We start from the raw sequence: 13,474 nt of genomic DNA on the forward strand, positions 1-13,474 counted from the left end.
TAAAATCCGGACTACGATTTTTGATCGATCAAAAATCATAGTCCGGATTTTACTGTTAGAGAACCAAGAATTAATAGTTAATTCCCAGCCCCTTTATTTATTCTATTTCTTTTCGCGATCTTTATAATCGTCAATGCCATTCATAAAGTCTTCTTCGACCCGCTTAAAATCAGCTGAAGTTGTAATCGCATCTTCTGGAATCTCATCCAAGTTAGCAATTACTTCTAGGTGCTGTTTAAGGTTATGGAATTTCATTGGCGCATCGCCACCGTATTCCCCGTCCAGGTTAACCATCAAGCGATCTTCCTTGTTTAGCGGAATAACTTCAATATCGGTTGCCTTTGCATAAATAATGCGCGGATCATCAAGGTGCTTTCCTTGAAGCGCCTTTGCCATTAAACTAAGCATATCGATCACGCTGCTCTTCTTGACGATAATCATTGTAAACTTTCCATCATCAAGTGACGCATCCGGCACAATCTGTTCAAAACCGCCGACCGAATTAGTCAAAGCAATCATAAACATGGAAGCACTGCCCCGGTATTCCTGATTATCATACTTGATTAGCATGTCAACTGGCTTAATCCGTGGCATCAACTCTGCTCCCTTGGCGAAGTATGCTGCGTAACCAAAGAGGGACTTCATTTGCGAAGGGACCTCATAGGTTAATTCGGTCATCGTTCCACCGGCAGCAATGTTCATGAAGTAATTTTCACCAGCCCGACCAATATCAATCTTAAATTTCTTATTCTTCTTTAAGATTAACTTAGCCGCGGCGATCGGATCATCACGAGGAATCCGTAATGCCCGTGCATAGTCATTAGTCGTCCCTGCTGGAATAATCGCTAATGTTGGCCGATGTTCTAACCCAGCAATTCCATTGACCACTTCATTCAGGGTACCGTCTCCACCAGCAGCTACAATCAAATCAAAACCGTCTTCAGCAGCACGAGTGGCTTCGTTCTTAGCCGAGTTAGGCGCAGGAGTAGTCGCAAAAGCACTAGTTTCATATCCAGCTTTCTCATAAATTGCGAGAATATCAACTAAATCACTTCGCAATGTTTCACGGCCTGAGGTAGGATTATAAATTATCCGAGCACGTTTTCGCACGGTCATCCCTCCCTACTCTATTTAGCCTTCAAAGACTTCATCAATAATTGAGTAACAACTTGTGGGTTAGCCTTACCACGCGTTTGCTTCATGATTTGACCCATTAAGTAGCCGACAGCCCGGTCTTTACCATTCTTAAAGTCTTCAATTGATTGTTCGTTGTTGTCAAGCACTTCATCAACGATTGGCTGTAGTTGCGCAGGATCAGATAATTGAACAAGACCGTGTTCCTTTGCGTAAGCATTTGGTTCTTCACCATCTAAGATTCCCTTGAAGACCTTCTTAGCCATCTTAGAAGAAATAGTCCCATCTTCAATCAACTTCACCATGCCGGCAAGGTTAGCTGGAGTAAGCTTGGTGTCTTGTAAGTCAACTTGCTTATCGTTCAAGTATGAGTTCACATCGTTCATCAAGTAGTTGGCTACCCGCTTAGGATCGCCACCGTCCTTAACAGCTTCTTCAAAGAAATCAGACATCTCCTTAGTCTGGGTAAGAACCATCGCATCGTAATCAGTTAAGCCAAGATCCTTAACATAGTGCTCACGACGCTCACCAGGCATTTCTGGCATTTCGCTTTCAATTTCACTTATCCATTCATCGCTAACGTTTACTGGTGGCAAGTCTGGTTCTGGGAAGTAACGGTAATCATCAGAACCTTCCTTTGTCCGCATCAGAATAGTCTCACCAGTTGCTTCATCATAACGACGAGTTTCCTGACCAATGTGTCCACCAGCCATCAATACTTTTTGATGCCGTTTTTCTTCAAATGCGAGGGCCTTCCGAACATAGTTAAAGGAGTTGATGTTCTTCATTTCTGTCTTGGTCCCAAATTTGTCAGAACCGATTGGCCGAATTGAGATGTTGGTATCAACCCGCATGGACCCTTCTTCCATCTTCACGTCAGAGATCCCCGTAAATTGGATCCGTTGACGCAATGCTTCCAAGTAAGCCACTGCTTCTTCAGGCGAGGCAATATCTGGCTTAGAAACAATTTCAATTAGCGGTGTTCCTTGCCGGTTCAAGTCAACGTATGAATACTTGCTAGTGTGAGTGTTCTTACCAGCATCTTCTTCAATATGCATTTCTTTGATACCAATCTTTTTCTTCTTACCGTTTACTTCAATTTCAATCCAACCATCATGAGCAATTGGAGTATCTGATTGAGTAATCTGATAGGCTTTCGGATTATCAGGATAGAAGTAGTTCTTCCGATCAAAGTGCATGTTGTGGGCAATTTGAGCATGAAGAGCAAGCCCAGCCATGATTCCGTCTCGAACGACACCCTTGTTTAAGCTTGGCAATACACCAGGGTAACCCCAGTCAATGACATTGGTGTTTGCGTTAGGCTGGTCACCGTATTCAACGGGAGATGGACTGTAAATCTTTGAATTAGTCTTTAATTCAACGTGGACTTCTAGACCGATTGTTGTTTGAAAGTTCATCTTAGTTTTGACCTCCTAACTTTGGTGTCTTCTTGTGGAAATCAGTTGTCTGTTCAAAGACATATCCAGTGTTATAAACTGTTTGTTCGTCAAATGCTTTTCCAATGATTTGCAGACCAACTGGCATGCCATTTTTAGCAGAGAAACCAGCAGGAATGGACATTGCGGGAAGGCCGGCCATATTAACGGGAACAGTCAATACATCGTTCATGTACATGGTTTGTGGATCATCAATCTCTGCACCAATCTTAAATGCTGTTGAAGCACCAGTAGCACCAACAATTACATCATGATCCTTAAATACGTCTTCAAAATCTTGAGCAATAAGCCGGCGAACTTTAGCGGCCTTATTAAAGTAAGCATCGTAGAAACCAGCAGAGAGAGAGAATGTCCCTAACATAATCCGCCGCTTAACTTCTTCACCGAAACCTTCCGAACGAGAACGAACATAAACGTCTTCCAAGTTCTTAACATCAGCAGCTCGGAAGCCATAACGGATACCATCGTAACGTTGGAGGTTAGAAGATGCCTCAGATGAGGCTAAAATGTAGTAAGCAGGAACCCCATACTTGGTGTGTGGCAAACTTACTTCATCAACAATTGCGCCGAGAGATTCTAAGTGGTCCAAAGTAGCCTTGATTACTTCTTGAACATCTTCGTCTAAGCCATCAAAGTATTCCTTTGGCACAGCAATCCGTAAACCCTTAACATTCGTATTTTCGTTTAATTGGGCTGCCCAGTCTGGGACTTCTTTAAGGGAAGATGTCATATCCCGGTCATCATTTCCACTGATGAGGGCAGTCAACAAGGCATTATCCTTAACATTTTGGGTCAACCAGCCGACTTGGTCAAAACTTGAACCAAAGGCAATGATTCCCCACCGTGATACACGGCCGTATGTAGGCTTCATCCCAACGACACCGTTAAATGAGGCTGGCATCCGAATAGAACCACCAGTATCAGTACCAAGCGCACCTAAAACATCCCCGGCTGCAACCGCAGCAGCAGAACCACCGGAAGAACCACCAGGAACCCGTGTAAGATCCCATGGGTTATGAGTTGTAAAGAATGCTGAATTTTCAGTAGATGACCCCATGGCAAATTCATCAAGGTTAGTCTTACCAACGTTGATGTAATCAGCAGCATTTAACTTTTCAACCACTGTCGCGTCATATACAGGGCTAAAGTTTTCAAGCATCTTAGAAGCAGCCGTCGTTGTAAGGCCCTTAGTTAAAATATTATCCTTAACTGCAAGCGGAACCCCTGCAGTTAATTGATCATCACTAATGCCCTTTGCATCAATCTCAGCTGCCCGCTTTAGTGCTTGGTCTTCATTTAAGCTGATGAAGGCTTTAACTTGGTCTTCGTTACCCTTAATGTGGTCAAAAGTTTCCTTTGTTAATTCAGTTGCACTGATTTTCTTATTTACCAAGTCATCGTGCAATTGACTCAAGCTTGTTTGGTAAAAATCCATTATTCGCCGTCCTCACTTTCGTCAAGAATTGCTGGAACCTTGATGTAGCCACCATCAGTTTCAGGAGCATTGTTAAGCAAGGCTTCTTGTTCTTCTTTAGAACTCTTAATTGCCTTATCTTCACGCATTACATTTACCCGATCGGTTGCTGATGTCATTGGTTCAACGCCATCGGTATCAACCGCTTCGAGGTCTTCAAACATATCAATAATGTTTCCTAGTTGAGTGGTAAACTTACCAAGTTCATCCTTAGGGAACTCAAGCTTAGCAAGTTCAGCAACGTGTTCTACTTGTTGCTCAGTGATTTTACTGGCCATTCTCTCTACCTCTTTTCCAGTAATTTAAAATCTACATATACATTTAACAATTTTAGCACAGAATAGGCTCCTATTTCATCCATGTAGAAATAAAAAAGGAGTTATCGGTTCGCATTTTCTAGTAACGAATCGATATTCTCCTTTTTCACCTTTAATAAGAATCAAAAATATGCGACTGGAAGTTATCAGAACCAGCATTCCGATAAACAACCGCTTGAATTTCTGAATCAGATTGAATCTTAATATCAATCGGAATCCCATTAGGCAGGTACTTCTTCGCTGCCCGGGTGATATATTGGGTAAAACTAGTAATTTCACTTTGACTATAGAACTGAGTAGTAACGGTAATGTGCATCCCTGACAAAGTTCCATTTTCATATTGTGCTTGTGCTGTAACTCCGCTCAAGTTAGGGAAGAAACTTTGAATCTGACTCTTAAAGTTTGAGAAACTATCGTCATCAGTTTGATCAGAACTATTAGTTGTTGATGCACTAGCCTTTGGAAGAACTACATTCTTGTAATTTAACTTCCGCCAGCTACTAATCGTATTACCACTATTCTTGCTATAAGCAAAGAATGTACCACCAACTAAACTATCATCTGGTGCTTGTTTGTATAGTGCAATCACGATTGGAACATTTCCAACACCTGGCTTTTTCCGCACTCGTTGAAGAACCTTTTGTGCCGCGATTTCACCTTGACGACGAACCTCACTATCACTAATCTTCTTAGTTAAAGTTGGTCCGCCTGTCTTAGTTTGGTAGTTATATTCGGAATTTATTCCAATCCCAATCGTAATCCCTCGCAATTTCATGGAATTACCACTTTCTTGCATATAATCTTGTTCTTCAATTTGTTGAATATAGACTGGGTTAGGATTACTCTTCTTTCCTTGAGCAGGGTTTAGCCCTTCAGGATTACTCTTTGTTTTTCGGCCAAGCCAGTTTTCAATTGTCCCACTACTAAGGTATTGACCTTCTTGGAAAATATAGCTTTTGGTTGAAAAGACCCGTTTTGAAACCTGAGTCAACCCACTTTCAAAGCTTTTAAGGTTATACTGATTATCATTTTGTGAGACATTTACACCCCGAGCTTTACTTGTTCGGTAACGACCATTTTTAATCACACCTTGATAAGCACCATTGCTTGAACCAGTCGTTGAATAGTTTTTCGATGACGACTTTCCGCCAAAACCACATGATGCAAGCAAGACAGTACACATCAAAACGGCAGCACTAACGGCTATTTTTTTTGCCTTTCGCTTCACGATTTACTGTTCCTCCTTCATTGCTTGGCTGAATTGCTGTTCATTCCATACATCAACACCCAAGTCTTGAGCTTTTGTTAGCTTACTACCAGCATCAGCCCCAGCAATGACAATATCTGTTTTCTTTGAGACGCTTCCGGTTACCTTAGCCCCGTGGTTTTCAAGCCATGATTTTGCTTCACCACGAGTCATTTCAGTTAGCTTACCAGTCAGTACTACTCGCCGACCATTCCATTCGCTATCAGGATTAGCATTTGACCGTGAGCCAAGATAAGCAAAGTTTACCCCAACTTCTCGTAATTCGTCAATTAATTTAATAACCTGTTGATTAGCAAAATAAGTTACGATACTTTCGCCAATTGTTGGCCCAATTCCACTAATCGCAGAAATTTCATCGGCATCGGCCTTCATTAAGCTATCAAGGTCACCGAAATGTTCCATGATAATTCGAGCAGCCTTTGCACCTACATGACGAATTCCAAGACCAAATAATAAGCGCTCGACAGAATTATTACGACTATTATCGATCGATGTCAATAGGTTAGAGGTCGATTTCTCGCCAAATTTATCTAAAGTTAATAATTGGTCATGATTAAGCCGATATAAACCGGCAACATCATGAATCAATTCTTTATCCCATAGCTGTTCAATAATTCTAGGACCAAGCCCATCAATATTCATGGCATTCCGGGAAGCAAAATGTGCTAAGCCTTCTTTAATTTGCGCTGGACACATTGGATTAATACAGCGTAATGCAACTTCACCATCAAGATGAACTAATTTTGAGCCACAGACCGGACATTTCGTTGGAATCTCATATTCAACTGAATCTGCGGGACGTTTAGTTAGATCTACTTTTGAAATTTCAGGAATAATGTCACCCGCTTTATGCAGGTAAACAGTATCACCAATCCGAATATCTTTTTCACGCAAGTAATCAGGATTATGCAAAGAAGCTCGACTAACTGTTGTACCCGCCAATTGAACTGGGTCCATAACTGCTGTTGGCGTTACATTGCCGGTCCGACCGACAGTCCAGACAATATCACGGACAATCGTTGCTTGCTCTTCGGGAGGGAATTTATAAGCAATTTCCCAGCGTGGCACCTTAACTGTATTCCCAAGGGCAACTTCCGTATCAAGATCATTTACTTTTTCAACAATTCCATCGATCCCGTAAGTGAGCTTGTCTCGTTGAGCTGTATATTCTTCAATATACTTTTCAATTTCATCACGGTTATGAACAACCCGATTATTAGGATTAACATTAAAACCTAATTCTCGCATACGATCAAGTGCTTCCGCTTGGGTCTTAACTCCTAACTTTTGATATTCAGGAACATAATATATAAATGTATCTAGTTCACGTTGCGCCGTTACTTTCGGATCTAATTGCCGCAAACTTCCGGCTGCTGCATTCCGGGGATTAGCAAAAACCGGCAATCCTTCTGCTTCGCGTTTAGCATTTAACTTTGCAAAAGCCGCTTTTGGCATATAACATTCGCCCCGAACCTCGATCGATAATGGTTCTGGCAATTCTGCGGGAACTGACTTGATAGTTCGGACATTAGCAGTAACATCTTCACCAATCGTTCCATTGCCACGCGTAGAACCTTGAACTAACTTTCCATTCTCGTAAACAAGTGAAAGAGAAAGACCATCGATTTTTAGTTCGAGATTATATTCGGGCTCAACTTCGACATCCCGATTTTCCTGTTGTCGTTGGTTAAAGTCCATCAATTCTTCAATCGAAAAGACATCCCCCATCGATAACATCGGAATTTCATGCCGAACCTTTGTTAATTGGCTTTCTGTTGCTCCTCCTACTCGTTGGGTTGGCGAATCAGCAGAGACCAATTGGGGAAATTGTTCTTCCAGCTGTACTAATCGCTGATAAGCACGATCATACACATGATCCTCTACCGTTGGATTGTCTTGTTCATAATATTCTTTTCCCCACTTAGTCAATTTTGCTCGTAATGGCTTAATCTCATCTTGAGCTTCTTGAAGGGTTAATTCTTTTACTGGCGTCTGTTTTTCACTCATCTCATCCGCCTCATTTCATTATTTTTGTACTTTCGTAATTGGGGCAAAACTTGCCAATAATCGCTTTACACCCTGACTTGGAAAGGCAATATCTAATTCCATATCATTGCCACTACCGTTAACTTTGACCACTGTTCCTTGGCCCCACTTTTTGTGCTCAACCTTATCGCCAGTTTTCCAACCAACTTTATCGGCCCCAGTTCCGGTGTTAGTAATTGGTTTAACCCGCTTGCCAGCACTGCGATATGTCCGCTTTTGCTGATCACGGTAGGTAGTAGCAGTTGCAGCAGCACGATCAAATGGCAGTTTACTATCTTTAATGCTATTACCTGATGGGCTATTTTCAAACTGTAACAACTCAGAATCAATTTCTTCGACAAATCGTGATGGTTGGTTACGCTGGATACGACCATAAAGTAAACGTGAAAAGGCATTAGTAAGATAAAGCTTTTTCTTTGCCCGTGTAATTCCAACATAGGCTAAGCGACGTTCTTCTTCCAATTCGTCATCTTCCATTAAAGCTCGCGATAATGGGAAAATACCTTCTTCCATTCCCACAAGGAAAACAACTGGAAATTCAAGTCCCTTAGCTGCATGTAATGTCATTAAAGTTACAGCCGGTGCTTGTTCATCAACATCATCTTGATCTGAGACAAGGGCCAAATCAGCTAAAAAGTTAATAATTTTTTGCAAGTTAGGATCATCATCGTCTTTATGCTGCTCATCATATTCTTGTGTAACCGACTTAAATTCATCAAGGTTTTCACGACGAGCTTGTGCTTCAAGGCTTCGATCATCACTTAGCATTTTATTGTAGCCACTTAACTCTAAAATCTGTTCAGTTAAATCAGTTAATGTGAGATATTCTGCTTGTTTAGTCAAGTTAGCCATTAATTGACCAAATTCATCAATTTTATTTCGTGTTCGTGCAGTAATTTCACTAGCAGTATCAACATTTTGAGCTGCCTTTAATAATGTCCAGCCATTTTCATTAGCGAAATCGCGAAGATGTTCCACACTAGTTAAACCAATTCCTCGTTTGGGCGTATTAACAACTCGTTCAAAGCTCATTGAATCGGCAGGATTAACGATTAAGGTCAAATATGCTAAAATATCACGAATTTCACGCCGGTCATAGAATTTATGACCACCGACCATCGTATAGGGAATACTACTCTTCAAGAAAGTTTCTTCAACCATCCGTGATTGCGCATTAGTCCGATAAAGGATCGCAAAGTCATTAAAGTGATAGCCATGCTTTTCTTGTTCTTCTTTAATCTTCGAAACAATAAACTGCGCTTCATCGTGTTCATTTTGCGCGCGGTAATATGAAATTTTGTCCCCTTGACCATTTTCTGTCCACAAATTCTTCTTTTTTCGATAAAGGTTATTAGCAATAACTTCATTCGCTGCATTTAAAATTGTTTGCGTTGATCGATAGTTTTGCTCAAGCATTACCGTCTTGGCTTGGGGATAATCATGCTCAAAATTCAAAATATTGTTCATATTAGCTCCACGCCAACCATAAATACTCTGATCTGCATCCCCTACCACACACAAATTTTGGTACTTTTGCGCTAATAGATTAACTAACCGGTATTGGGCATCGTTTGTATCCTGGTACTCGTCAACATGGATATAGTGGAACTTGTCTTGATAAAATTCAAGCGTCTCTTGGTCACTTTCCAATAACTCAATCGTCTTCATGATCAAGTCATCAAAATCTAATGCTTGGTTAGCTTCTAGCTCCTGTTGATAAAGCTTATAAGCACGCGCAACCATGTTTTCAAACATACTATTAGCTTCTTTGCTATAGTCATCTGGTGTCAATAAAGCATTTTTAGCATTAGAAATCGCGCTTAAGATACTGCGGGGATCAAATTTTTTAGTATCAATATTTAATTCTGCGCAAATCCGCTTCATTAATGTCCGTTGCTCACTTGTATCCGCAATCGTAAAGGCGCGATTATAGCCGATTTTTTCAATATCACGACGAAGGATTCGAACACATAATGCGTGAAAAGTCGATACCCAAATCTCATTAGCACTTTCACCAAGCAATTTACCGACCCGTTCTTTCATTTCGCGCGCAGCCTTGTTGGTAAACGTAATCGCTAAAATATTCCATGGTAATACACCATTTTCTTCAATTAAGTAAGCAACCCGGTGTGTAAGAACCCGCGTCTTTCCTGATCCAGCACCGGCCATTACTAATAATGGTCCCTCTGTCGTTAATACTGCTTCGGATTGCTTATCATTCATTCCTTCTAATAATGCTTGCCCGTTATTCACGCTGTTCCATCCTCTCTAAATTTTCATCGGCTAATATTATACCAAATTAGGATCTCATTTGGTGCTAAAATCGAACATATGTTAGGAAAAATAAAGAGACTGCGATTTCATCCCCAGTCCCTCGTAATCTTATACGCTTAATTTATAATTTCATGATCAAGCTTGGTCGTTCCAAACTTCAGTATCGTCAACCTGATTCTTTAAGGCTGCTAAATTATCGCCGCCAGTTACCCAGACAAAGCCTAGAATTGCTTGATCGTCATCCCCAACATCATTAAAGAACCTAAATTGCCAGTTATTCTTCAGCAACCATTGCCGTTGAATTGCCCGTGATTGATAATTGCGAACGACCATCAACAAACCAATTTGTAATGGTGTAATAACGTGTAGAGGCATTCCCACAGCGCTTCTTAATTGTTCTTCATACTGATCAACATTTGCTGTGACATCATAAATATTAGCAATCGACGTTAACCCTGGCTCAATATTCTTTACATAAAGGGTACCAGTAGAAGTAACATAAAAGTTAACCGAAAATACACCCCGATATTCAAGAGATGCCGCAACACTTTTTACAATCCGTTGCATCTCTTTTAACATATCATCGTGAATATTTGCTGGTGTCGCAACAGAAATCAATTGGCGCTTGTCATTGTAATGAAGCTGAGCAAGTGGAAAAATCTCTGTATCTTTTCCATCAGTTGCCGCTGTCATTGTATATTCATTTGTATGTTCAATCCACGATTCTAGTAAATATGTACCAGTATCAATAAAATCAGCGGCGCGAGTAATATCCGATTGGCGCTCAATCAGCATTGAATTTTCCCCAATTCCTCGTTGAATGGGTTTTAACAGTGCAGGATAGCCAATGGAATCAATTGATTGATAAACATCATCTAAACTAACCACCGTCACATATGGAGCAATATTAATATTTACTTGATCTAAGAAAGCCCGTTCCATTAACCGGTCTTGAACAATTTCAAGAGCATTAATCCCCTGGGGAATCACCGCATATTGACTCAAAAAGTGCAGGACGCGAGAATCGACATTAGGGGTTTGATAAATAATTGCATCGCACGCTTCCCCAAACTGAGTTAGTTTTGCCCGATCGTTCATTGCCCCTACAATGGTAAAGTCAGCCATTTTAGTTACTGATGGCTGAGAGCGATCCACATACACACCAACGTTAAAGCCTGCCTTCTTCGCTGTTGCAATAAGTGCTGCCCCATTGCGATTAATTCCAATAATTCCTAAAGTACTACCTGGGTAAATAGCGTCTCTGCCCATTTTATCACTTCCCTTATTAGTCTTTTACGAATTCAACTTTATTATCACTCAATGATTGAATTCGTGCCAATGATTCGACACGAATTCCACGTTCCTTTAGTTCACCAGCTCCAGGTTGAAAACTCTTTTCAATAACTATTCCTGCACCAGCTACTTGGACCCCTGCTTGATCGGCAATTTCTAATAAACCTTCTACTGCTTGACCATTAGCCAAGAAATCATCAATCATTAAAATTTTATCGTCAGCATCTACATACTTTTTAGAAATTGAAATCCGATTGGTTGTTTTCTTAGTATATGAATATACATCAGCAGTATACATATTTTGGTTAAGAGTAAGGCTCTTATGCTTACGAGCAAAAATAACTGGGAGGTTCATTTCTAACCCGGTCATTACAGCTGGCGCAATTCCTGATGATTCAACTGTCCAAATTTTAGTAATACCTTCATTAGCGAAAAGTTTGGCAAATTCTTGACCGATATGCAACATTAATTGAGGATCAACTTGATGGTTCAAAAAGGCATCCACTTTTAAAACATTACCCGGTAAAACAGTCCCATATTCCTTAATTTTTTCTTCTAGCTCTTTCATTTTCGTACCCCTCTATATTACTTATCATAATTATATAATTTATATGCCTTAATCACCGAAATTAATTTTTGTGCATAATCAGGATCAGTCGCATACCCTGCTTCTTGCAATCCCCGAGCTGCTTCTTGGTAATTAGTCGCATGGACAACTCGATCATAATTTTGCTGATTGGTGTCTGTCCCATTTAACATCAATCGCGTATGATCCTTAATAGAGTCGCTCCAACTATCATAAACGCGGAACCGCCCCTTAGTAACGATCCACTTACCATTAATGTATTCTTTGGTTGTCATTACTCGTGAATTTGTTCCCGTTCCCTTAATTCCAAATAAATTATGGTATTGCGATGCTAACTGACTCGTTCCCCATTGAGATTCAAGAATCGCTTGGGCAATCGTAATTGATGCATAGACATGATAAGTATTTTGCATTGCCTGGGCTTCAGGAGCAACTTGCTGAATAAATAATTGCTTCGCTCGGCGATCCTTTTCACGTGCCTCTTGTTCAATTCGTTGCTGATTCCAGATTCGGTAAAAATGGTGCCCAACGTAAACACCCAAAAAAATAACAATAACAGCAAGAATGCTAATAATCCAATTTCTACCCGTATGGCGGTTTTTGCTTCTCCGCTTCCGTTTTGCCACAAGCCTAGCCTCCTCATTTCTACTAGTTATTAATTGTAGCAAAATCCATCTCGTTTGGGTTAATTTATCGTAATATTTTTAGAAGAAGTTAAAAAAGCGCAGCTGAAAAATTCTTTTCCAGTTGCGCTTGCTGCTACTAGCATTAAATATTAATGGAATTGCATTCCACCATCAACAATAATTGTCTGTCCAGTAACGTAATTTGAATCAGGACCAGCTAAGAAACTTACCACATTAGCAACATCTTCTGGTTCAGAAAGACGCTTCATTGCAATGTTCTTAGCAAAAGCTTCCATTCCCCATTCATCACTCTTACCAGCGTTTTGACCAACTTGATGCGCAATATCATACATCATCGGTGTCTTAACGATTCCTGGTGCAAAAGCATTTACCGTAATATCTTCAGTTGCCAAATCTTGGGCTACTACCTGCGTAATGCCTCGAATAGCAAATTTTGTTCCAGAATAAAGTGCAAGATTAGGATTACCAACAACACCAGCTTGAGATGTAGCATTGATAATCTTACCACCATGACCAAGCTCCTTAAATGCCTTATGGGCAGCTTGAATTCCCCATAAAACTCCGGCAACATTTACGCCATATACTTTTTCAAACTGTTCTGGTGTAATTGAATCGATTGGAGTCGTAGGACCTAATCCAGCATTATTAACGATTACATTAAGATCTCCAAAATGTTCGACTGTTTTCTCAACAGCTGCAAATACTTCTTCCCTATTTGCTACATCAGCTACAAGTGGTAGTGCTTCTCCACCATTATTATTAATTTCATCAGCAACTTGTTGGAGCTTTGCCTCGTTTAATGCTACAAGAGCAACTGCAAAACCATCCTTAACCAATCTTTCTACAATTGCCTTACCAATTCCTTGGCTTGCTCCAGTTACTAATGCTACCTTTTTAGTCATTAGTAATTCCTCCTTTATATTAGTTATCATTTATTATATCATATATTTAATTCTCTTTAAATCGAGTAGGAGATAAT

Annotated in this window: 11 protein-coding genes; all 11 read right to left on the minus strand. The window is 40.4% G+C overall.

The genetic code is table 11. The features are described 5' to 3' along the window. Positions 1-102 precede the first annotated feature (102 nt). The 11 genes from AACL61_RS08845 to AACL61_RS08895 all read right to left on the minus strand — a co-directional run bounded on the left by AACL61_RS08845 (position 103) and on the right by AACL61_RS08895 (position 13,397). The gene (locus AACL61_RS08845) at positions 103-1,116 is read right to left on the minus strand and encodes a diacylglycerol kinase (protein ID WP_102815806.1); all 1,014 of its coding nucleotides are present in this window, start codon (positions 1,114-1,116) and stop codon (positions 103-105) included. An 11-nt stretch (positions 1,117-1,127) separates the two neighbouring features. Continuing rightward, positions 1,128-2,552: an Asp-tRNA(Asn)/Glu-tRNA(Gln) amidotransferase subunit GatB gene (gatB, locus tag AACL61_RS08850; RefSeq protein WP_102815807.1), complete on the minus strand. Its 1,425-nt coding sequence runs from the start codon at positions 2,550-2,552 to the stop codon at positions 1,128-1,130. A 1-nt stretch (position 2,553) separates the two neighbouring features. Then, the gene (gene gatA / locus AACL61_RS08855) at positions 2,554-4,026 is read right to left on the minus strand and encodes an Asp-tRNA(Asn)/Glu-tRNA(Gln) amidotransferase subunit GatA (protein ID WP_102815808.1); all 1,473 of its coding nucleotides are present in this window, start codon (positions 4,024-4,026) and stop codon (positions 2,554-2,556) included. Continuing rightward, on the minus strand, positions 4,026-4,343 hold the full coding sequence (gene gatC / locus AACL61_RS08860; RefSeq protein ID WP_003664503.1) for an Asp-tRNA(Asn)/Glu-tRNA(Gln) amidotransferase subunit GatC: 318 nt from the start codon (positions 4,341-4,343) through the stop codon (positions 4,026-4,028). Before gatC ends, gatA begins: the two co-directional genes overlap by 1 nt. 151 nt (positions 4,344-4,494) lie before the next feature. Beyond that, positions 4,495-5,610: a CamS family sex pheromone protein gene (locus AACL61_RS08865; RefSeq protein WP_102815809.1), complete on the minus strand. Its 1,116-nt coding sequence runs from the start codon at positions 5,608-5,610 to the stop codon at positions 4,495-4,497. 3 nt (positions 5,611-5,613) lie between these two features. After that, positions 5,614-7,656 (minus strand): NAD-dependent DNA ligase LigA, encoded by a 2,043-nt coding sequence (gene ligA, locus AACL61_RS08870; protein ID WP_102815810.1) that lies wholly within the window; start codon positions 7,654-7,656, stop codon positions 5,614-5,616. Between the two features lie 18 nt (positions 7,657-7,674). Then, on the minus strand, positions 7,675-9,948 hold the full coding sequence (pcrA, locus tag AACL61_RS08875; RefSeq protein WP_102815811.1) for a DNA helicase PcrA: 2,274 nt from the start codon (positions 9,946-9,948) through the stop codon (positions 7,675-7,677). A gap of 156 nt (positions 9,949-10,104) precedes the next feature. Beyond that, positions 10,105-11,238 (minus strand): ATP-grasp domain-containing protein, encoded by a 1,134-nt coding sequence (locus tag AACL61_RS08880; RefSeq protein WP_003664512.1) that lies wholly within the window; start codon positions 11,236-11,238, stop codon positions 10,105-10,107. Positions 11,239-11,254: 16 nt separating this feature from the next. Continuing rightward, entirely contained in the window at positions 11,255-11,830 is a 576-nt protein-coding gene (locus tag AACL61_RS08885; protein WP_065867966.1) for a xanthine phosphoribosyltransferase, read from the minus strand. 17 nt (positions 11,831-11,847) lie between these two features. After that, on the minus strand, positions 11,848-12,474 hold the full coding sequence (locus AACL61_RS08890; RefSeq protein ID WP_003674860.1) for a glycoside hydrolase family 73 protein: 627 nt from the start codon (positions 12,472-12,474) through the stop codon (positions 11,848-11,850). Positions 12,475-12,623: 149 nt separating this feature from the next. Continuing rightward, the gene (locus tag AACL61_RS08895) at positions 12,624-13,397 is read right to left on the minus strand and encodes a (S)-acetoin forming diacetyl reductase (RefSeq protein WP_102815812.1); all 774 of its coding nucleotides are present in this window, start codon (positions 13,395-13,397) and stop codon (positions 12,624-12,626) included. Positions 13,398-13,474: the final 77 nt, after the last annotated feature.

The organism is Limosilactobacillus reuteri subsp. porcinus (assembly GCF_036621895.1).
GTDB lineage: Bacteria > Bacillota > Bacilli > Lactobacillales > Lactobacillaceae > Limosilactobacillus > Limosilactobacillus reuteri_J.